Here is a 20,171-nt window from a genome sequence, read left to right as displayed (position 1 = left end):
CTCCATGTGAATTTCCATGCGAAAAGCATATGACGTCGACGCGTCCCACGGTGATACTATTCAGGCAATTCATTTGCGCTTTCGGCCATGAAACCAGCGTACGAACATGTCGAGTTCGGCGACGACTGCTCGGTCCGGGTTTACCATCGGCGGCTTTCGCGTATTCCGTTCGAATGGCATCACCATCCGGAGTACGAGTTGACGCTGACGATGAACAGCCACGGCAAGCGCTACATCGGCGACTCGGTCAACGACTATCAGGCCGAGGATCTCGTTCTCGTGCCGCCGGATCTGCCGCATACGTGGTCATCGAACCGGTCGATCGATTCCTCGCTGCCACAAGTCGCCATCGTCATCTGGTTCGACGGCGAGTGGGCGCGACGCATGGCGGACTGCTGCCGCGAATACGAGCCGATTCGCAAGCTCCTGCGCCGTGCCGCGTGCGGACTCGCTTTCGAGCCGCCTGCCGGAGAATGGATGCGCGGCCGCCTGGAGCTCCTGCTCTCGAACGCGCCGCGCGAACGCCTGAGCGCGGCGCTCGACATTCTGTGCACGCTCGGCGACGCGCCCGGCCATCCGCTCGCCTCGCCGAGCGCCTTCAATCAGACGAACACAGGCCCGTCCGGTCACGAGCCCGAGCGGATCAACCGCGTCCTGTCGATGATCGATGCCCGCTTTGCCGAACCGTTGCGGATCTCGGAGCTTTGTGCAGCCGCCAGCCTGTCGGAACGCACGCTGACGCGTTACTTCGTGCAGCATATCGGCGAGAGCGTCGGACGCTATATCGCCCGGGTTCGCATCGGGCATGCGTGCCGGATGCTGGGTGACACGTCCCTGCCCGTTTCCGTCATCGCTGCGCGCTCGGGTTTTGCGAATGTCGCGAATTTCAACCGGCAGTTCAAGGCGGCGAAGCAGGCGACGCCGGCCGAGTATCGGCGGCAGTTCCGGGTGGCTGGCAGCGCGGACAAGGACACGGCGACGAGCCTGACCGAGCGGCCTCCGTCGCTGCAGCAGAAGCGGAAAGTCGCCGGGCGGCGCAATGTCGGAGCGGGTGCTGTTTAGCCTGCATCACTCACGTCGACTGTGCGCGATGCACTCCGAAATCCGCGGCTCGTTTCTCCCGAAATGCGGCGACGCCTTCCAGACGATCATCGCCATTGAGTCATGACGACCGGTGTTTCAAGGCTGCGGACAAGGTCATCCGGATGGAGGAAGGCAAGGTGCAGCGGGTGTCGACTGCGGCGGATGTGTGAGGGGGAACGGAACGAAACGCCCGCCGCCCCCACCAAGAGCGTCCACCCGCAGACGCAACTCACGCACCGATGATATTGCGCTCCGGCCCATACGGAAAACCGGTGATATTCGTCGCGCCCTTTTCACCGACGACGAGAATGTCATGCTCACGATAGCCACCCGCCCCGGGCAGGCCTTGCGGCAGCATGATCATCGGCTCCATCGATACGACCATGCCGGGTTCGAGCACTGTCTCGATGTCCTCGCGCAGTTCGAGCCCCGCTTCGCGCCCGTAGTAATGCGAGAGCACGCCGAACGAGTGGCCGTAACCGAATGTGCGGTATTGCAGGACGCCATATTCCGCATAGATCTTGTTGAGCTCGCTGGCGATATCGCAGCAACGCGCACCCGGTTCGATGAGTTTCAACCCCGCTTCATGCACTTCGACGTTGATTTTCCACAGGCGAAGATGCGCGTCTGAACAGTGATCGAAGAACATCGTGCGTTCGAGCGCGGTGTAGTACCCGGCGATCATCGAGAAGCAGTTCAGGCTGAGGATGTCGCCCTTCCGTACCCTGCGCGTCGTGACGGGGTTATGCGCGCCATCCGTGTTGATGCCGGACTGGAACCATGTCCAGGTGTCCATCAGTTCCGAATCGGGAAACCGCCGCGCGATCTCGCGCACCATCGCCTGCGTCGATGCGAGCGCAACTTCGTGCTCGGGCACGCCTTCATGCACCGCCGCCGCGAGCGCCGCGCCGCCCACGTCGCACACATTCGCGCCGTGCGTGATGACGTCGATCTCTTCGGCCGACTTGATCATCCGCATGCGCATGGTCGGCACGCTGATATCGACGAATTCGACGGACGGCAACGCGGCCTTCAGCTTCGAAAGCGTTTCAACGGGAAGCTGATCGAACTCCAGGCCCACGCGGCCTCTGTTCTCGATCTCCCCTTGCACCCCGCGGAAGAAGTTGTCGCGCTGCCAGTCCGTATAGACGACGTTATAGTCACCGACGGTGCGCCGCCAAGGCTGACCGCCATCGATGTTCGCCGAAATCGACACGACCTTCCCCGGCGTCACCACGAGTCCGTACTTGCGCCCGAACGAGCAATACAGGAAGTCGGCGTAGTAGTTGATGTTGTGATACGAAGTGAAGAGCACCGCGTCGATGTTCTCGCGCGCCATCATCTCGCGCAGCTTGCCGTGACGGTTCGCATACTCGGCGTCGGAGAACGTGTGCGTGGCCTTGTCGCCGTTCTCGATCCGGATGAGGTTCTCCATTTTCATGCGCTCTTCTCCTTTGAAGATTCGGGTGATGTGAGCGAATGTTAAGGAGCCTCAGGCTTTGGAACGTTTCCGGATTCGACACTGAACGCCGCCGTTTTCGACATCGAGGGTTAACGTGATCTAACGGCCGCGCGCCTCGCGAAGACACGCATCGCCTTTGCGTTTCGCGATGGCGGCGCTCGCGGCGGCATAGTCCTCCGAGAACGCCCGTTGCGCGAAACAGGGCGCGGAGCGCGATAGCAAGGCATCGACCGCCGCGAACTGCTTGTCGAACACCCACGGCCGGCGTGCGAGCGTGCGGTCATTGAGCCAGTAAGGACTCCAGTCGCGTGTGGTCTCGATGATCTCGCGCGCGAATTCCGGACCGTATTCGAGCCCGCCCTCGATCACGACATCGATATACGACTCGACGAGCGGAAACCTGGCGTCCGCCGCCGGAAGCCCTTCGCCGGGCGCCTCGCCGTCCGCCTTCGGCACATAGACCCAGACCGTTCCCTGCGCCGGCAACTGCTGCCACGACACGGCCTCGATCAGCGCGCGCGGCACCTCGACGCGCACGTATCCCTTCTCGCGCTCATCGAACGCGGACATGTCGTTGCCGGCAACGGGATAGATCACGCCATTGATCGTCATCGGTCCTTCGCCGTCGAACGGACGTCGCAGGCCGAGCGCGGTGAAGCCCGAGCGCGCGCGGTCGCTCCAGCTTCGCACATAGCCGAAGGCCGCCGAGACGCGCACCGGAATGGCCGCAACGGGCTTGGCAACCGTGGCGTTGCGCGATGGCGTGTTGATGAGCGAGCCGTAGCCGAAGATGAACTGCGTCGGCTGATCGGGAAGACGCGTGCCCCAGAAGTCGGCGGTCTGCGCGTGCGCCGCGGTGCCGACGAGCGACAGCGTCAGGATGAATCCTCGAAGCGTTGGCATCGATAACTTCGTCAGGTATCCGACGTTTATTGACTTGCTCATATGCGCCCCGGAAACCGCACGGCAAGCGCGCTCCTGAAGCGCGCGCCGATCTTCGCGAAGCCGGCGCCGGTCGGATGCAGCTCGTTGGCCCATTCCTCGGGCGCTAGCGTGCCCTGCGTCTGGACCAGCACCATGTCGTTGGCCGGGTCGCTCGCGAGCCGCTGCAACATGGCGTGGAAGTGGACGAGAATCGTCTTCACGATCAGACTGCCGGGCGCAAGGTCGGGCCAGCCACGATCGACGAGCGATGGACGCAGCCACGGCCCCGCGAGATGGCAGGCTCCGGTGCCGGAAGGAATCGCAAAGTCATACGCATGTACGAAGATCGTCGCATGCGGCGCGAATTGGTCGCGAATGCGGATCAGGTCGAGATAGGCGCTCTCGACCACGCCGAAGATATAGCCGAGGCGCTGCAAGTCGATGCCGCGCGCGGGATCGTTGCGGGCCGCGCTTGCATCGTTGAGCCAGAAACGGAACTGGTCGCCGACCACGTCGTTGCCGCCGCCGGAAAAAAGCAAGCCGTCGATGGGGCCATTGGCCGCATCCCGCAACTGCGCGATGAGGCGGTTGCGTTTGGTCACGCCGAGGAGCGTCGTGGTCGCGTCGCTGTAGTGCGCGAGCTTGAGGATCAGCGGCGCGGGCGTGCCGGTGGTCTTCAGCGCCTCCAGCACGTCCGTGGCGTGAAGCGGGTCCGGCAGCGGATAGTCGAACCAGGAATCGCCGTCGCCGAGCAGAATGAGCGGCCTGGATGCGCCGGGCTGGGCCTGAAGCGCCCTCGCCTTGAGCACTTCCTGCTGATGCGCCTTCACGCGCGCCATCAAATCCTGCTGGATCTGCTCCTGCCAGCGCTCGTAGAGGTTGTTCGCCGGAACCGTCATGGTGTCTCCGTCTCCGTTGCCTTGCAGGGAGTGCGCCGATGCGCGCGCGTTCACCGGCCATTGTACTTGCGCGGGCGCGTGGCCGAAATCGGATCGAGGCGGCGTGCGGCACGCCAGATCGTGATCGGATAGCTATACTCGAAGGGCGCGCCCAAGCGTGCGACGATTCCACGGGAGCGAACATCTTGCGCGTCGTCGACGAGATCCTGCTGGCTATCGCGGTGACCATCGTCTATCTGCTGCCAGCGATACTGGCGGACCGGTCGAAACGACGCTCCGTGCTGGTGCTCGCCTTGTTCAACGTCCTGCTCGGCTGGACCATCATCGGCTGGTTCGCCGCGTTGTACTGGGCATTCCATCCCGAGAGCGCCAGACAGCTAGCACGCATCGCAAGGCGCAATCGACAGGCGTCGGCACGGCATACCATCGACGCAATCGTGTCGCGCTCGACGTCTCACCGCGGAAACCTGGCCAGACGCGAAACAGAACGTGGAGCCGAGCGGAGTCATCGCGACGAATGAGTCGTCGTATGAATGCCGCCGCGCGAGAGCGTTCGAGTGAATCCCGGTGCGACGCCTACTCGACGCGCCGCCGCGTCGAAATGGCCGATGCCGTCGAGATCACGAGATCGGCGAAGCGTTTTTCATCGCGATCCGGCTGCCAGCGCGAGCGCGCCACCGCGATGTTCACCGCGCCCATCGCGCGTCCGCTCACGTTCGTGATGGCCGCGGCCGTCGAAATGTCGCTGACGAAGTATTCGTCTTCCGTATGCGCGTAGCCCTGCTTGCGGATCTGTGCGATGCGTTCCCTGATCTTGCGCGGCTGATACACGGTCGACGCCGTGTAGGGCACGAGATTCGTGCGCGAGAGAATGTCGTCGATTTCGCCGTCCGCGAGCGTCGCGAGGATCGCAAGGCCGGGCGCCGTGCAATAGGCGGGCAGACGCGAGCCGGTGATCACATGGGCGTTGAACACGTTGCGGCTCACGATGCGCAGCACGAACACGATGTGGGTATCGTCGAGCACGGTGAGATTGGTCGCTTCTTCCGTCTCCGAACCGAGTTGCTGAAGATACGGCGTCGCACGGCTTACAAGCTCGTTCGACGTGAGGTAGTGGTAAGTGAAGTCCAGAAGACGCGGCGACAGCTCGTATTTGCGGCTGTCCGGATCTTTGAAGAGATAGCCCAGCGCGGACAGCGTGTACGTGAAGCGCTGCGTCGCGCTCAGGTCGAAGCCGGTGATCGACGAAATCTCCGAGAGCGACAACTGACGCTTGCTGCCGTCGAAGGCGGTGAGCACTTTCATGGCCTTCTCGACCGACTGCACGTAAAGCGACGACGCGCTCGGGTCCGCCGTCTCGCCTTGCGGCTTCGCCGCGGGAGTCTTGCGCTTGCGCGGGGCTTTGGGCTCGTCGTTCATCGGTCTTGTTGTCGTTCGGTTCCAACCGCAAATTATCTCACTGCGCCTGCACTTTCCCCAGCCGGTCCCATGCGCCCTCGATGTTGCGCGGCAACAGATGCTTCTTGATGCGCTCGCTCGCCGTCAGTTCGAATGTCTCCACCGCGCGGTAGTAGCGCGGCAACTGAAAGCTCGCGAGACGCTCGCGCGCCCAGGCGTGCATCGCGTCCCAGTCGACCGGCTCGTCCTTGAACTGGACGTTGAGCAGAATGTCCTGTTCGCCGATCGCGGAGGTCACGCCGATCGCCGCGCTCGCGCGAATCGCCGGATGCGCCGCGAAAATGCGCTCGATTTCCCATGCGGACACGTTCTCCCCGCGCACGCGCATGCTGTCCGTCTGCCTGCCGATGAAGTACAGATCGCCGTCGGCGTCGCGGCGCGCGCGGTCGCCCGTGTGCAGCTTGCCGTTGCGCAGCGCGGCCCGGGTCGCGTCGGGGTTCTTCAGATACGCCGGCAGAAAGGTGCCGTCCACCTTGCTTGTCAACACGATTTCGCCATCTTCGCCTTCCTTCGCGGGCTGGCCGTCCGCGTCAAGCAATTCGACGCCGATCCACGGCAGCGCCCGGCCGATCGAACCCGGCTTGCCGGTGGCGTTCATCGTCGCGAAACTCGAGCATTCGGTCATGCCGTAGCACTCGCGCAGGCGCACCCCGAGGCGGTCCTGAATCCGTTCCCACGCCGGCGCGCTGACACCCGCGCCCCACGCGACGCGCAACGTATGCGAGGTTGGCTGCGCGTCTTCGGGCAACTGCATGAGGATGTCGAGCACGCCGCCGAGATAGTGCAACTGCGTCGCGCCGGCGCGTTCGATCTGCGCCCAGAAATGCGATGCCGAGAATCGCGGCACCGCGCACAGCGTGACGGCCTCGAGAAACGGCAGCAGCAGCATCTGCGCCCCGCCGATATGGCATAACGGCTCCCACAGGAAAAGACGATCGCCCGCGCGCGCATCGGCGACCTTCAGCGCCGCTTCACTCGCGATGCGCATCATGCGGTGCGTGAAGACGACGCCCTTCGGCGCGCCCGTCGTGCCCGACGTGTAAATGATGCACAGCGGATCGTGCACGCCGATGTCGGGCGTCGTGAAGCGCGCGTTCGTCTCGCTCGCGTCGAAGGCGGGCAGACGCACGCGGCGCGATGCGCCGCAATCGATCGATGCGGTCACGGCGTCGAAGTCGCCGTCGATCACGAAGAGCTTCGGCTCCGCATGTTGCAGCAGATATTCGAGGCCAGCCGCGCGCAGCTTCGTGTTGACCGGCACCCAGACGAGCCCGCTCAACACGAGCGCGTAGATCAGGTGGATATGCTCGGGGCTGTTGCCGAGCATCACGGCGACGCGGTCGCCCTGCACGAGTCCGACATCGGCGAACCAGCGCTGCAACTGCGCGATGTGCCGCGCGGCGTCCTCGCAGGTGATCGCGTGATCGTCGAAATGCACGACGGTGCGCGCGGGCGCCATGCGCAGGCCCGCCGCGAGCAGCGGCACGCAATCCAGTTCGTCCTCTGCGTGACGATGAGCGAAATAGTCTGAGTAACGATGCATGTCCGAACCGGTTGAAAGCCCGTGACTCAGCGCGCGCGGCGCTTGAGCCAGGAAGAAATCGCGACGACGAGCGCGATGAGGATGACGAGCGTGGTCGAGACCGCGGCGAGCGTCGGCGTGATCGCGAGCTGAATGTCGTCCCACATCTGTTTGGGCAGCGTCGAGTTGATGCCGCCGCTCACGAAGATCGCGATGGTCAGATCGTCGAACGACACGAGGAACGCAAACAGGAACGCAGCGGTCACGCTCGCCATCAGGAGCGGCAGCACGACCGAGGTGATGCGCCTGAGCGGAGAAGCGCCCATGACGCGCGCGGCATCGTCCAGACGCCAGTCGAAACGCTGGAAGCCCGCGGCGAGCGTCACGACCACATAGGGAATCGCGAGCACCGTATGACCGATGACGAGGCCCAGATTGTGCCCGTGAGCCCGAAGCGCCCGAACAGATACAACAGCCCGACCGCGACGACGATGCGCGGCACGATCAGCGGCGCGACCAGCAGCGCGAACAACGGCTTGCTTGCGCGGCGCGGCATACGCGTCATCGCGAGCGTCGCGCCGAAGCCCAGCAGCAGCGACAGCAGCGCCGTGCCGAGACCGACCTCGAAGGAGCGGATGACCGCGCTGTGCCACACCGGCGAATCCATGAAGGTGCCGAACCATTTCATGCTGAAGGGCTTCGGCGGGAACGCGATGTAGTCGCTCTTCGTGAACGCGTACGGGATGACCGACAGCACCGGCGCGACCAGCACCGCCATGATCACGCATGTGTACAGCCCGAGCGGGCTCGCGGCGCGCGCGGACGGTTCGGCGTGCGTCCTGCGCCGCAGCATGAAGGGCGCGAATACGTGGCCCGCCGTCAACAGAAGCGCCAGCTTGAAACCGGCCGCACGCGAGCCGCGCGAACGCTCCGTCGTTTCGCCCGTGAGCGACGTGAGGCCGACCATACGGTCGTACACGAAGAAGATGACGATCGAGCAGACGAGCAGCACCGTCGACAAGGCGCCTGCGAAACGCATGTCGAACAGTTCGAGCACCGAGGAGATGACGAGCTGCGCAATCATCGTTTCCTTCGGCGAGCCGAGCAGCGCGGGCACGATGAAGAAGCCGAGACTCGAGATGAACACGAGCAGCCACGCCCGGCGACGAGAGCGGCAGAAACACCGTGAAGAAGCTCATGCTGCGTTGCGCGCCCAGCGTTTCGGCGGCTTGCGCGAGGCGATCGTCGATGCCGCGCATCACGGGAAGCATGGTCATCACGGCGAGCGGCAGCATCGAATGAACCATGCCGATGAGCACGCCGGTCAGCGACGGGATCGTGCCCGTCGTCTCGTGCACGAGACCCAGCGACAGCGCGATGGTCGAGAGCACGCCGGTCTTCGAGAGCAGCAGCATCCACGCGTAGGTCTTCACGAGATAGCTGGTCCAGAACGGCAGCATGATCCACAGCAGCCAGCGTTCGCGCACGCGTTCCGGGAGACGGCTCAGCATGTACGCGACCGGATAGCCGAGCAGGATCGAGAGCGCCGCCGTCATGAACGAAATCGCGAACGTGATCCACAGCACCTTGGCGTAGACCGGCGTGCGCGCGATGCGCTCGAACTGCGCGAGGCCGATCTGCCCGTCGGCGCTTACCAGACCGCCTTGCAGGATCTCGCCGACCGGCACGATGAAGAACACCAGCAGGAACAGCAGCGTCGGCACGGCCGGCAGAAAGCGCGCGCAGCGCGCCAGCCGCACGGACCATGCGCGGCGCGGGGCATCCTTCTCGCGATGCGCGTGTAGGGCAATGGTCATGACGTTTCCTCAGGCGTGCAACAGGGTCGTGCGATACGGGTCCCACACGAGACCGACTCTGTCGCCGATACGCGGGCTGAGGCTGCGCTCGCAGCGCACGGTGAGCTCGCTGCCGTCGCTCATCGACAGCTGCACGCGCGTGTCGCTGCCGAAGAAGACGACATCCGCAATCGTGCCGTCGACGAAACCGCCCTGCGGCTCGACGAGACGGGGCGCCTCGGGACGCAACAGCAGCGTATGGCGCGCGGTGGACGCGGCCGATGCGCCCGCGTTCATCGGCAAGGGAATACGTCCGCCCGCCGCCAGCAGAATCGGCTCGCCGCCCGCGCCGCGCGTCTCGTCGAGGGCGCCTTCCAGCAGATTCGAATGGCCGATGAAACCCGCCGCGAAGCGCGTGGCGGGGCGGTCGTACAGGTCGGCCGGCGTACCGACCTGCTCGATGCGCGCCTGATTCATCAGGCAGATGCGGTCGGAGAGCGTGAGGGCCTCGTCCTGATCGTGCGTCACATAGACGAAGGTCGCGCCCAGCTCCTTGTGCAGACGCCGGATCTCGGACTGCATGTGCTCGCGCAGTTTCTTGTCGAGCGCGCCGAGCGGCTCGTCGAGCAGGATCACCGACGGCCGGTACGCGAAACAGCGCGCCAGCGCGATGCGCTGCTGCTGGCCGCCCGAGAGCTCCTTCGGGAAGCGCTTCGCATATTCGGTCATGCGCACCATCGCGAGCGCGTCGTCGACGGCCGCGCGCACGGCATCACGCGATTTGCGGCGCATGCGCAAGCCGTATGCGACGTTGTCCCACACGCTCATGTGCGGGAAGAGCGCGTAGCTCTGAAACACCATGCCGACGCCGCGCTTGCCCGGCTCGACATGCGTGACGTCGCGCCCGTCGATCTCGATGCGCCCCGCGCTCGGCGCGACGAGCCCCGAGATCATCTGCAACAGCGTGGTCTTGCCCGAACCCGAGGGACCGAGCAGCGTCAGGAATTCGCCCGCCTGCACGGCGAGATCCGTCGATTCCAGCGCGACTGAATCGCCGTAGCGCTTCGCAATGCCGATCGCCTCGAGTTTCGAGCTCATCTTGCCGTCCTCAGGAAATGATCCACGAGTTGAACCGCTCGGTGACCTTCTGACGGTTCTGTTCCCACCATTGCGGACTCGGCAGCTTCATGTCCCGGATGTTGTCGGGCGCCGTAGGAAGGAGCGTCGCGCGTTCCTTGCTGATGGTCTCGAACGCCTTCTTGTTGGTCGGGCCGTAGGCAAGCGTGCGCGTGAGCAGCGCCTGGCGCTTCGCATCGGCGCAGAAGCGCACGAACTGCTTCGCGGCATCCGCGCGCGGCGTGCCTTTCGGAATGCCCCAGCCTTCGATCGAATACAGGCCCTGATTCCACACGATGTTCACTGGCGCGCCGCCGTCCCTGGCGGCCTGCGCCCGGCCATTCCAAGCCGAGATCATGTCGACGTCGCCGCTCTGGATCGCCTGCATCGCCTGCGCGCCGGAGGTCCACCAGATATTGATGTGCGGCTTGATCCTGTCGAGGCTCTTGAACGCGCGATCCACGTCGAGCGGATAGAGCTTGTCGAGCGGCACGCCGTCGGCGAGCAGCGCCTGTTCGAGCGTGTCGAGCGGACTGCGGCGCAGGCAGCGGCGGCCAGGAAATTTCTTCACGTCCCAGAAGTCCGCCCACGATTTCGGCCCGTTGTCCTTGAACTTGTCAGCGCGATACGCGAGCACCGTCGAATACACATCGACGCCGAGCCAGTTCGGCGTGATCGCCTCCGGCATGATCTCCGGATAATCGCTCGCCTTCAGGCCGATCGGTTCGAGCAGGCCTTTCGCTTCGAGATACGGGATGTCGGCGGACAGCGTGAGCGTCGTCACGTCCCACACATAGTTCTTCGTCTGCACCATCGCCGCGAATTGCGCGACCGGCTGCGATTCGCGCGCGACGCTCACCACCTTGATGCCGGTGGCCTTCTCGAAGGGATCGTAGAACGCTTCGCGATACGCCGTCGTATAGGGACCGCCGGGGTCGGATACCACGATCTGCTTGTCTTGCGCGCGCGCCGCGAAAGGCACCGCGCCGGCCACCGCGAGCGCGCCCGCGCCTTGCAGAATGCGGCGCCGCGCCGGGTTGAAGTCTTGCGTCATTGTTCAGGTCTCCCGCATGGGGTTCAGAAAGAAACGGCTCGACTCGGGTTCGACGGGGCTTCGCTCTACCTAGCGCGCTTGCTGAAGAACGCTTCCATCATTCGCGCGGGTTCGCCGGAGTCGTATGCTTCGCGCTGAATGCGCTCGCCCGCTTCGATGCAGTCGACGAATCCCGGCTCCGTCATTTCGCGGAAACGCTGCTTGTCCAGACGCATCGCGACGGGCGGCTTCCCGGCCAGGTCGGTGGCGATTTCCAGCGCCTTCTCGAACACCTTGTCTTCGTCGACGAGGTGATGCAGCAAGCCGATGCGATAGCACTCGTCCGCCTCCATCAACCGGCCGGTGAGCGTGAGTTCGATGGTGCGCGACATGCCCAGCATCGAGTTCATGATCCACGGGCCGGTCGTGCTGGCGATGCCCGCGTTGATTTCCGGCTGGCCCATGCGCACGCCCGCGTGACCCACGCGGATATCGCCGAGCAACGCCACCTGAAACGCGGAGCCCGCCGCCGTGCCATTGAGCGCCATCACCAGCGGCTTCTTCAGGTTGCGCAGCGCCGCGTAGTAGCGCTGCCATTCCTTGACCCACGCGACCGCGCGCTCGCCGTCGAAATCGTGCGCCTCCGACAGGTCCTGCCCCGCCGAGAACGCGCGGTTGCCCGCGCCCGTCATGATGATCGCGGCCACTTCGTCGTCGGCATTGAAGCGATCCAGCGCCGCGATGATCTTCTCGCGCATCGGCGTGGTCCACGCGTTCAGACGCTCGGGACGATTCAGCGTGATGACCGCGACGCGGCCGTGACTGGAAAACAGGACGTCTTCGCTCATAGTTTATCGCATAGCAATAGTTGATGGTGAATAGCAATATAGGCGCATCAAAAACTTGGTGCAATAGGGTTTACGCCCTCGCCGGCGCCGTTGATGCAAGGTCTTTTTCGAGCGGCAAGCGCCACGCCCCGCCGACTACAATGAAGCTAGCCAAACAGCCGGAACCGACACGCCATGCGTATTCCTTCGACCGCACGCACACGAAAGTGGCAAGCCGGGCGCGCCGCGATGGCCGTGTGCCTCGCGCTCCTCATGTCGCCGCTGTCCGCGCTGGTCCACGCCGAAAAGCCGGGCGTCAGTTTCTCGAACCTGGAGCCGGGCGCCCCACTGCCCGCGGGATGGAAGAACCTTCCGGTCGTGCGCGGAAAGCCGATGACGCAATACACGCTCGTTCGCGACGGCCAGACGACCGTCCTGCAAGCCGACGCTGACCGCTCGGCCTCCGCTCTGATGCACGAGGGCGATATCGACCTGGCTCAGACGCCCGTCGTCGCATGGCGCTGGAAAGCGGAGAAAGCAATCGAAGGCGCGGACAACCGGACGGGATCGAAGGAAGATGCGCCGGCGCGGCTGGTGTTCGTCTTCGACGGCGACAAAAGCAAGCTGTCGCTTTTCGACCGTACCAGCATGGAAGTGGCGAAGCGCATCGGCGGGCAGGATCTGCCCTATGCCACGCTCATGTACGTGTGGTCGACTACGGCCGCGCCGGACAGCGTGATCGCGAATCCGCATACCAAGCGCGTGCAGATGATCGTCGTCTCCGGTCAGCCCGGCGATGCGGGTCAATGGCAAAGCCTGCGCCGCAACATCGCGCAAGACTACGAGCGCGTCTTTCACGAACCGCCCGGACGCATCACGGGCTATGGTCTCCTGACCGATACCGACAATACCGGCGCCACGGCGCGCGCGTGGTATGGAGACATCCGGCTGCTGCCCGGGCCGTGACGAGCGCCGATGGCGCCATGTAATCGGGCAGACGCGCGTTCAAATGCTCACGAAGATCACCAGCGTCGACCTTGGAAACCGTGACATAGGCGAAAAGCGTTCACCCGGTCGGCGGACTCGCCTGGAGCTATGCGGGTCTTGCGCAGATCATCGCGATGGCGACCGCCCGGTCTCTTCCCGATGCACGGGACGCACGTAGTCGATGAATGCGCCCTCTTCGCCGCGACTTTCACGAGCATGTCACCGCATCTGATGCTTTCGCTTCAGGCCATGCAATCGACTTCGGAACGCGTCATCGCCGAGATGTGTCTGCCTTCATCGCTTGCGAGGATCGGACAGAACCTCGCTTCGTCGAATGTCATCGCAGCAGGTAGAAACGCCGGTGGCGATGCGCTTTAACGTAAGAACAGGAGCAAGAGAATGAAACCCGCCTAGCCTTCGCGACGCTGCTTGCGGTCGCTGTGCTTGCGCACGTTGCTGGCGAGTTCGGAAATGATCTCGGTGGCCGCACCGATGATCTGATTGAAGTTGAAACCCGCGCGCGTCATCTCGCGATAGAAGGATCGTGCAAGCATCTTCGAAAGTTGACTTGGGTTCTGCACCGATTGAGCAACGATGTCACCGATCGTCTGATCCGACGCTCGCCTGAGCGTCATTCGGGTGAAGGGCGAGGCGACGAGCCTCTGCAGTCTGTCGGCCTCGACTGCTTTCGTGACGAATGTACCGAGAATGCGGAGCAATTGCAGATCATGATCATCGAAACGCCGCCGGTCTTGCGGCCCCGACACCTGCACGACACCGATCGCCCTTCCGTTCAGCGCGAGAACGGCGAACATCTTGTCGCGTGTGTCCGAGTATTCGACGATGGCCGTCTTTTCTCCGACATGCACTTCGCCGAATGCCGCGCTATGCCCGGAGCACACTTCCGCGACCCGCTCGTCGAGCGGTATCGACACCACACAACGCTTCACGCGCAGCGCCTCGGCTACCATCGCCGCGAGTTCTTCCGGCGAACCGGCTGCATCCTGGGTGTCCGCAAACTCCGCCAGCTGAGAATCCTGCTCTTCGAAAGCATGTTCAGAACTGTTCATATGCACTCCACCGGAAGGTTTCAGTGTGCGTCAGATTGAGCATGAGAAGTTAGGAGCCTGCTAGCGCATTTCGTGCCCAGACCAGGGACGCGGCGGCTCTGCCGTTGCGGAGTGATGTCGCCATCGCTCGAACGCCGCGGCTCGCACCGCGGCGTTCGTCTTCAGGTTACTGCGGCTCGTACCACGAATAGGTCGGCAGCGTCGTCAGCGACGAGCCGATCTGGAACGTGATATCGCGCAGCGACGTCAGCGGAATGGCGCGCGGATCGCCGGTATAGCGGCGCACATCGCCGTTGTCGTTGATATAGACCACGACGTTGCCCGTGACACCCGCCACATTCGTGCTCGAGAGCGGCACGCCCCAGATATCGAAGACCTGGCCGAGCGTGAACGGCTTCACGTTCGGTGTTTCGATATGAATGATGCCGGTGTTGTCGTGCGTATGCAGCTCGTAGTTGCACCCGGAGGTGATGCCGACGTTCTTCGGGAACGCGAGCCATTGGCCGTCCTTGAAGATCGCGACATGCGAGTGCACGTGGAACGTCTCGGCCATGCCTGGCGCGCAGACTACGCCATCCACAGGCGCACCGGTGCTGCCGATCCCCGTGCTGCCGTCCTGAAAGTACAAGGTGCCGAGCAAGCCGCCAAAACTGAGCGTGCTGACCGTCGACGTGAAGGGCGGCGGATCGGTCCATGCGTAGGTCGCGATCTGGGCCGGCGGCGTGCCGATGACGAGCGTCACTTCACCGTGCTGCGTCAGCGAGAGGCTCGCCAGATCGCCGCTGTATTGCTGAAGCGCGCCGCCCGTGTTCACCCACGCGGTGACGTTGCCCGTGAGGCCTGCCACGTTCGTCGTGCTGAGCGGCTGACCCCAGACGGCGAAGAATTGACCGAGCGTGTACGACCCGCCGGACGTCACATCCATGCGGACCTTGCCCGATGCATCGACCGTATGGACCGGATAGACGCAGCCCGTCTGCCGCGCCATCGTCGGCGCCACGGTGCCGATGTTCGCCGGCAAGGCAAGCTGTTTGCCGCCCTGATAGATCGACAGGTGCGCATAGCTGTACTTGGCGCCCGCCACCGCGCAGTTGAGGCCGTTCACCGCCTGGCCGGTGCCGCCGCTCGATGTCGAGCCATCGCTCCATTGCGGGGTGCCGATCGTCGTGCCGTCGACGACCGCGGTCGCCGCGGCGAGCGTCGGTGAAGTGTTCGTCGGCGACGTCTGCGACGCGGGCGTGGGTGCCGACGCCGGCGTTGCGCCTGACGCGGGCGTACTTCCCGCAGTGGTATTCGAACCATTGCCGGATCCGCCGCCGCCGCCGCAAGCGGCAAGCAAGGCGAGCGCGGCCGCCGAGGCTGCGGCGCTAATCCATCGAATGTGTGTGTGTTTCTCTGTGAGCATGGGTCGACTCCGCCTCTTCGTTTGAAAACCTGAACGTGATGCCGGCAGCACTGCGGACGCAGGCACGCGAGCTTGCATCGAGTGCGCCTGGCATCGGAAGTAACGCGATGCGCTCCAGAGCAAAAAACGTTTGCTCCGCGAGACGATCTCGATACGATTGACGCAAGTATTGACGCCTGTCGCTGCGACGTACGGTTGAAATGACCGAATTGCCTTCGGTCAGACGCACGCCGATGGAGTCCAGCGAGTCATCGAAAAGAGAGAAACCAGTCCGGCGAATTGATTACCGGCGAAAGGGAATGTAACGTCGATGCTTCAACGTCGCAAGTAGAAGTAATGCGCGGGTTTCGTTCCACTAATTTCGTAATCGCGTGTGTGCGGTCGCGCACATACGCGTGATGGATCATTCGGCTGAGATCTAGGTTTTCTGTTTGAAGTGTGCACAGACGAACCAAACCCTCGAACCGACCCCGCACGTGCACGTCTAACGAATACATCCGAATACATCTGAAGCAAGATGAAATTGATCCACTCCAGCCGAGAATTGGAGGCAAGCGAATGACTTTATCAAAGGCGCTGTTTCACAGCGTAAGGGATTGGTTGCCCGACAACCTGTTGCTGAGCATTTATCATCGGCGCAGAATCGGGCGCTTTCCAAACCTGCGCCATCCCACGACGTTCAACGAAAAAATACTGGAACGCTGTCTTTACCCCGATCCCCGCTACGTCGATCTGAGTGACAAGCTGAAAGTGCGCGATTACGTCGCCAGAAAGATCGGCAGCGAATATCTCGTGCCGCTCGTCGCCGAGCCATCGGATTTCACGGAGGACGTTTTCAACGCGCTTCCATCTTCCTTCGTGATGAAAGCCACTCACGGAAGCGGATTCGTCAAGCTCGTAAGAAACAAGGCAGAGACTTCGTTCGAAGAACTTCATGCGCTCGCGCAACGCTGGTTATCGACCGACTTTTATTGGGTGTATCGGGAACGTCATTACCGCCCGATCGAGCGGCGCATTTTCTTCGAAGCGCTTCTTCTCAACGAGAATGGCATCGTCCCGGCCGACATGAAGTTCCATGTCTTCAACAAGGAGTCGGGCAATCCCAAGATTTTCATTCTCGTCATCTCCGACCGTTTCGGCGAACGTCCGCGCGGCGACATTTACGATGCCGACTGGAATCTTCTCGACATTTCGATGGGCAAGTACGCGCGCAGCACGACCCCGGACCCGCGCCCGAAGAATCTCGACACGCTGCTGTGGGCCGCACGCGAGCTGGCAAGCGACTTCGAGTTCGTGCGCGTCGATCTCTACGATTCGAACGACGTCATCTACTTCGGTGAGCTGACTTTCACACCCGGCGCGGGCATGTTTGCTCTGACGCCGGACCGGGTCGACTACGAGTGGGGCAGCCTGATGTAAGCGCAAAAGACGCGGCCATCCACAAGATGAACTCGCGATAGGCGATACGTGTCGCGTCTTCGGCGACCACATCGCCCTTCTCCGCGTCTTCGATCATCACCGGCCCGTTCTGCGGATTGAGAAACGGCACCTCGAGCACTTGCGACGGCTTGTCGCTTTCGCTCGTGAGCTTGCCGCCGAAGGCATCGCGCGTGTCGACGACGATGCGAAACGTCATGTGGCCTCGGTCGCTGTGCCGGGATCGGTTGCTCGATGTAGCCTACTTCACCCATCCCCGTTCGATGAGCGGCACGTCCCACGCCGGCTCGGGGCTCACTTGCCCGGCGAGAAACTCGACCAGCGCCTTCACCTTGAGCCCCTGACGTTGCGTCTCCGGATACACGGCCGCGAAGTTCATGGGCGACAGCGCGTAGTCCGCGAGAATCGGCACGAGCGCGCCATCGAGCAGCGACGTGCTCGCCACCAGCGTCGGCAGACAAACGATGCCGCCGCCCGTCAGCGCATAGTCGTGCAGCAGATGAACGGAATTGGAGCGGATGATGCCGGGCAGTTCGAGCTCGACGGCCTCGTCGCCGCGCGTCATCGTCCAGCGGTTGCGCGACGGATAGCCGGAATACAGCGCCGTTCTGTGCGCGAGCAAGTCGCGCGGGTGCTGCGGTGCGCCATGCTCGCGCACATACGCGGGCGCGGCGCAAAACAGCCGCCGCACGGTGAAGAGGCGCCGTTCGATCAGCGAATCGGAGATGGCGGGGAAGATTTGAAACGCGACGTCGAAGCCTTCTTCGATCGGATCGACGACGCGGTCATTGACGATCACGTCGAGCTGGATACCGGGATAGCGCCGGTTGAATTCGGCCAGCGACGCGCCGAAGTGGCCCAGCGCGAAGCCCGGCAGCATCTGTATGCGAAGGCGGCCGGTAGGCGTCGCGCGCAGCTCGCGCATCTGGTCCGTGAGTTCGTTGACCCGCCCCACCACTTCGGCGCAGTCGCGATAGAAGGCCTCGCCGACATCGGAGAGCCGCACGTGCCGCGTGCTGCGATGAAACAGCGGCGCATTGAGGAAGCGTTCGAGCTGCTGGATGCGGTTGGTGACCACCGATCCGGTGACGCCGAGCTGCCGCGCCGCCTCCGCGAAGCTGCTGGTTTCCGCCACCCGCACGAAGGCCTCGATGCTGAGAAAACGATCCATGCTGGTCCCTTTCGCTCGCGTCCAGCATGGAAGTGTATCCGCTTGCGGCGTGCGCGCACGCCGCATGTTCACTCGGGTTGCGCGCCGCCCGTCAATGCCATTGCCTGCGCTTTGCGTCGCAATTTGGCCGGCGCGGTTTCTTCGAGAAACAGGCTGACGCCGATACCGAGCAGCACCGCGAAGATCGGCAGCCACATGATATTCTGGATTCCGAACTTAGTTGCGACGAAACCGGCAAGTGCGGGCGCCACGCCGCCGCCGAAGATCTCGCCCGCGCCCACCACGATGCCGATTGCCGTCGATACCATGCCGACAGGCGCCGCCTCCGTCGCGACCGGTCCCGAGAGCAGCGCGACGAGGCCCAGCGTAAAGAACGATGCGACGAACAGCACGATGAACAGAATCAGCGGCTGCGCGCCGACGCCGCGAAACACGTACAGCATGATCGCCGTGCCCGCGAAACCGGCGATGCTCGCAAGCCGCCGGCCGACGATATCGGAGAGCCCCGGCAGACCGAATTGCCCGACGAAACCGCCGAAGCCGATCGCCGATACGACGATGCCCATGCGCTGCGTATCCAGCGAAAGATAGTCGGTGAGGTAAAGCGGCAGCATCGCGCCGAGCACGAAGACGCCTGTCATCGCGCAGAACAGCGCGACCATCGCGACGGGAATGTTGCGGCTCTTCAGCACATCGCGCCAGTTGCCCGGCGCGGGGCGTGCAGCCGCCGGCTCGGCCATCGCCTTCGGCTCGCGGATCACGAAGTACATCGCGAGCCCGAGAATCAATCCGGGAATGGATACGAGCGCGAACACCCAGCGCCAGGACACGACGCCGAGCAGTTGCGTCGCGATGATCGGCGAAAGGGCGAGTCCGAACAGCGCGAAGCCGCTTTGCTGAAGCCCGAGATTGAAGCCGCGCCGCTTCGGATGGGAAGCGTCGGCGGTCGCGGCGAAACTCGTCGGACAGAACGATCCTTCGGCGACGCCCATCAACGCACGCACGGCGAGCAGGCTCGCGAGGCCGCCCGCGACGCCCGAGAATCCCGACAGCAACGAAAACGCGATGATCGCGGGAATCAGCACCTTGCGCCGCCCGATTTTGTCGGAGATGCCGCCCATCAGCGCGGCGAAGACGCCCCACGACAGACCCAGTATGCCGATGCAGTTGCCGACATCCTGCGCGGTCAGATGCAGGTCCTTCATGATCGATGGAAACAGCGGCGCGATCAGCCACCGGTCGAGGCCAACCAGGCCGAATCCAAGCGCAAGCAGCGTGACGGCTTTCCATTCGTAGGACGTATCCCACCGGTTCGATTTCATCTTCGTCTCCTGAGTCAGAGTCGGCGGCAACCATGCACGACAGCACGGCAGTACCGACGGCATTGAGAGTGACTCAGCCGCGGATCGAGAGGAACGGCAGAAGCGGCGAATGCGTCATTCGCGATATGCAAACAATGGCGCGGCAGGCGTGAGCGCCCGCCTCGGACAAGGCGCGGCGCATGTTTGCGGGTCGCGCGGCAAGGCTTTGCGCGCGCGCTAGGGATTAGTTCGGATGGACGCGCGCGAACGCGCGGCCACGCCTGCGTTATTTCGTTCCGGCGACGACGAAGGCATCCGAGCGATCGGGCAGCGTCAGTCCGGCGAGAACCTCGTTGCTGGTGAAGAACACGACGCCCGTGAGTGTCATGCCCGGATAAAGGCACGGCGCCGGGCCGAACTTCACCGTGGCGTCGAGAAAATTCTTGTCCCCGTGGGGCGTCGTCGTTCCGCTAAAAGCGTAGCCGGTCACGCCCGAGCCCTGGATCGAGCCGTCCTGACCGACAGCGAACCTCGTCGTCTCGCCGCCTTTCGTCGACCCTGCCGCTGGTTTTTTTGTCGAGGCTGATAGAGAAGCGCCAATAGGCGCACGCTCGACATAACGGCAGCGAAGAGGAAAACTTGAGGATGGATGCGACGCCATCGCGATCATCGACATCGCG

General features: G+C 63.6%; 17 protein-coding genes and 2 pseudogenes. 4 read left to right on the top strand and 15 right to left on the bottom strand.

What is annotated here, in order from left to right; genetic code table 11:
- Nucleotides 1-87: 87 nt before the first annotated feature.
- Complete coding sequence (locus tag AWB75_RS17380) at nt 88-1,062, top strand: helix-turn-helix domain-containing protein (RefSeq protein ID WP_061125325.1); 975 nt, start codon at nt 88-90, stop codon at nt 1,060-1,062.
- 250 nt (nt 1,063-1,312) lie between these two features.
- On the opposite strand, the gene AWB75_RS17375 is transcribed toward AWB75_RS17380, so the two are convergent.
- The 3 genes from AWB75_RS17375 to AWB75_RS17365 form a co-directional block, all read right to left on the bottom strand.
- Complete coding sequence (locus AWB75_RS17375; protein ID WP_061125324.1) at nt 1,313-2,524, bottom strand: M24 family metallopeptidase; 1,212 nt, start codon at nt 2,522-2,524, stop codon at nt 1,313-1,315.
- Nucleotides 2,525-2,644: 120 nt separating this feature from the next.
- Nucleotides 2,645-3,448: a gamma-glutamylcyclotransferase family protein gene (locus AWB75_RS17370; RefSeq protein WP_061125363.1), complete on the bottom strand. Its 804-nt coding sequence runs from the start codon at nt 3,446-3,448 to the stop codon at nt 2,645-2,647.
- Between the two features lie 38 nt (nt 3,449-3,486).
- The gene (locus AWB75_RS17365) at nt 3,487-4,368 is read right to left on the bottom strand and encodes a hypothetical protein (RefSeq protein ID WP_061125323.1); all 882 of its coding nucleotides are present in this window, start codon (nt 4,366-4,368) and stop codon (nt 3,487-3,489) included.
- Between the two features lie 185 nt (nt 4,369-4,553).
- Here AWB75_RS17365 and AWB75_RS17360 point away from each other — a divergent pair, with 185 nt between their 5' ends.
- Nucleotides 4,554-4,889 carry a superinfection immunity protein gene (locus tag AWB75_RS17360; RefSeq protein ID WP_235012140.1) on the top strand — a complete coding sequence of 112 codons (336 nt, stop codon included), beginning with the start codon at nt 4,554-4,556 and terminating at the stop codon, nt 4,887-4,889.
- 55 nt (nt 4,890-4,944) lie between these two features.
- Here AWB75_RS17360 and AWB75_RS17355 read toward each other — a convergent pair whose 3' ends face one another.
- The 6 genes and pseudogenes from AWB75_RS17355 to AWB75_RS17330 form a co-directional block, all read right to left on the bottom strand.
- The gene (locus tag AWB75_RS17355; protein ID WP_061125322.1) at nt 4,945-5,787 is read right to left on the bottom strand and encodes an IclR family transcriptional regulator; all 843 of its coding nucleotides are present in this window, start codon (nt 5,785-5,787) and stop codon (nt 4,945-4,947) included.
- A gap of 37 nt (nt 5,788-5,824) precedes the next feature.
- Nucleotides 5,825-7,369 carry an AMP-binding protein gene (locus tag AWB75_RS17350; RefSeq protein ID WP_061125321.1) on the bottom strand — a complete coding sequence of 515 codons (1,545 nt, stop codon included), beginning with the start codon at nt 7,367-7,369 and terminating at the stop codon, nt 5,825-5,827.
- A 26-nt stretch (nt 7,370-7,395) separates the two neighbouring features.
- A pseudogene (locus AWB75_RS17345) lies at nt 7,396-9,165 on the bottom strand (ABC transporter permease subunit).
- A gap of 9 nt (nt 9,166-9,174) precedes the next feature.
- Nucleotides 9,175-10,242, bottom strand: coding sequence for an ABC transporter ATP-binding protein (locus AWB75_RS17340; protein ID WP_061125320.1), 1,068 nt, complete (start codon nt 10,240-10,242; stop codon nt 9,175-9,177).
- A 10-nt stretch (nt 10,243-10,252) separates the two neighbouring features.
- Nucleotides 10,253-11,314 carry an ABC transporter substrate-binding protein gene (locus AWB75_RS17335; protein ID WP_061125319.1) on the bottom strand — a complete coding sequence of 354 codons (1,062 nt, stop codon included), beginning with the start codon at nt 11,312-11,314 and terminating at the stop codon, nt 10,253-10,255.
- A gap of 65 nt (nt 11,315-11,379) precedes the next feature.
- A complete protein-coding gene (locus tag AWB75_RS17330; protein WP_061125318.1) occupies nt 11,380-12,141 on the bottom strand; it encodes an enoyl-CoA hydratase/isomerase family protein in 762 nt (253 codons plus the stop codon).
- A gap of 174 nt (nt 12,142-12,315) precedes the next feature.
- Here AWB75_RS17330 and AWB75_RS17325 point away from each other — a divergent pair, with 174 nt between their 5' ends.
- Complete coding sequence (locus AWB75_RS17325; protein ID WP_061125317.1) at nt 12,316-13,086, top strand: DUF3047 domain-containing protein; 771 nt, start codon at nt 12,316-12,318, stop codon at nt 13,084-13,086.
- Between the two features lie 431 nt (nt 13,087-13,517).
- Here the strand turns inward: AWB75_RS17325 and AWB75_RS17315 are convergent, their stop codons facing one another.
- Nucleotides 13,518-14,177, bottom strand: coding sequence for a hypothetical protein (locus tag AWB75_RS17315; RefSeq protein WP_061125315.1), 660 nt, complete (start codon nt 14,175-14,177; stop codon nt 13,518-13,520).
- A 166-nt stretch (nt 14,178-14,343) separates the two neighbouring features.
- The gene (locus AWB75_RS17310; RefSeq protein ID WP_200822993.1) at nt 14,344-15,582 is read right to left on the bottom strand and encodes a hypothetical protein; all 1,239 of its coding nucleotides are present in this window, start codon (nt 15,580-15,582) and stop codon (nt 14,344-14,346) included.
- Between the two features lie 558 nt (nt 15,583-16,140).
- Between AWB75_RS17310 and AWB75_RS17305 the strand changes: the two genes are divergently transcribed.
- Nucleotides 16,141-17,001, top strand: coding sequence for an ATP-grasp fold amidoligase family protein (locus AWB75_RS17305; RefSeq protein ID WP_061125314.1), 861 nt, complete (start codon nt 16,141-16,143; stop codon nt 16,999-17,001).
- Between the two features lie 34 nt (nt 17,002-17,035).
- Here the strand turns inward: AWB75_RS17305 and AWB75_RS39285 are convergent.
- The 4 genes and pseudogenes from AWB75_RS39285 to AWB75_RS17285 form a co-directional block, all read right to left on the bottom strand.
- Nucleotides 17,036-17,209, bottom strand: a pseudogene (locus tag AWB75_RS39285) (acetamidase/formamidase family protein); the annotation flags it as partial.
- A 51-nt stretch (nt 17,210-17,260) separates the two neighbouring features.
- Nucleotides 17,261-18,190 (bottom strand): LysR family transcriptional regulator, encoded by a 930-nt coding sequence (locus tag AWB75_RS17295; RefSeq protein ID WP_061125312.1) that lies wholly within the window; start codon nt 18,188-18,190, stop codon nt 17,261-17,263.
- Nucleotides 18,191-18,258: 68 nt separating this feature from the next.
- Nucleotides 18,259-19,512, bottom strand: coding sequence for an MFS transporter (locus AWB75_RS17290; protein ID WP_061125361.1), 1,254 nt, complete (start codon nt 19,510-19,512; stop codon nt 18,259-18,261).
- A 265-nt stretch (nt 19,513-19,777) separates the two neighbouring features.
- Nucleotides 19,778-20,167, bottom strand: coding sequence for a hypothetical protein (locus tag AWB75_RS17285; RefSeq protein ID WP_235012139.1), 390 nt, complete (start codon nt 20,165-20,167; stop codon nt 19,778-19,780).
- Between the last annotated feature and the right edge of the window lie 4 nt (nt 20,168-20,171).

The organism is Caballeronia catudaia (assembly GCF_001544755.2).
Lineage (GTDB): Bacteria > Pseudomonadota > Gammaproteobacteria > Burkholderiales > Burkholderiaceae > Caballeronia > Caballeronia catudaia.
This window is presented reverse-complemented; position numbering and strand designations above follow the sequence as displayed.

Excerpts from the sequence above, each read along its gene's own strand:
- AWB75_RS17310 (WP_200822993.1), bottom strand. The coding sequence starts at position 15,582 with ATGCTCACAGAGAAACACACACACATTCGATGGATTAGCGCCGCAGCC.
- AWB75_RS17335 (WP_061125319.1), bottom strand. The coding sequence starts at position 11,314 with ATGACGCAAGACTTCAACCCGGCGCGGCGCCGCATTCTGCAAGGCGCG.
- AWB75_RS17375 (WP_061125324.1), bottom strand. The coding sequence starts at position 2,524 with ATGAAAATGGAGAACCTCATCCGGATCGAGAACGGCGACAAGGCCACG.
- AWB75_RS17305 (WP_061125314.1), top strand. The coding sequence starts at position 16,141 with ATGACTTTATCAAAGGCGCTGTTTCACAGCGTAAGGGATTGGTTGCCC.
- AWB75_RS17355 (WP_061125322.1), bottom strand. The coding sequence starts at position 5,787 with ATGAACGACGAGCCCAAAGCCCCGCGCAAGCGCAAGACTCCCGCGGCG.
- AWB75_RS17380 (WP_061125325.1), top strand. The coding sequence starts at position 88 with ATGAAACCAGCGTACGAACATGTCGAGTTCGGCGACGACTGCTCGGTC.
- AWB75_RS17315 (WP_061125315.1), bottom strand. The coding sequence starts at position 14,177 with ATGAACAGTTCTGAACATGCTTTCGAAGAGCAGGATTCTCAGCTGGCG.
- AWB75_RS17365 (WP_061125323.1), bottom strand. The coding sequence starts at position 4,368 with ATGACGGTTCCGGCGAACAACCTCTACGAGCGCTGGCAGGAGCAGATC.
- AWB75_RS17340 (WP_061125320.1), bottom strand. The coding sequence starts at position 10,242 with ATGAGCTCGAAACTCGAGGCGATCGGCATTGCGAAGCGCTACGGCGAT.
- AWB75_RS17330 (WP_061125318.1), bottom strand. The coding sequence starts at position 12,141 with ATGAGCGAAGACGTCCTGTTTTCCAGTCACGGCCGCGTCGCGGTCATC.
- AWB75_RS17295 (WP_061125312.1), bottom strand. The coding sequence starts at position 18,190 with ATGGATCGTTTTCTCAGCATCGAGGCCTTCGTGCGGGTGGCGGAAACC.
- AWB75_RS17285 (WP_235012139.1), bottom strand. The coding sequence starts at position 20,167 with ATGTCGATGATCGCGATGGCGTCGCATCCATCCTCAAGTTTTCCTCTT.
- AWB75_RS17370 (WP_061125363.1), bottom strand. The coding sequence starts at position 3,448 with ATGCCAACGCTTCGAGGATTCATCCTGACGCTGTCGCTCGTCGGCACC.
- AWB75_RS17290 (WP_061125361.1), bottom strand. The coding sequence starts at position 19,512 with ATGAAATCGAACCGGTGGGATACGTCCTACGAATGGAAAGCCGTCACG.
- AWB75_RS17350 (WP_061125321.1), bottom strand. The coding sequence starts at position 7,369 with ATGCATCGTTACTCAGACTATTTCGCTCATCGTCACGCAGAGGACGAA.
- AWB75_RS17325 (WP_061125317.1), top strand. The coding sequence starts at position 12,316 with ATGCGTATTCCTTCGACCGCACGCACACGAAAGTGGCAAGCCGGGCGC.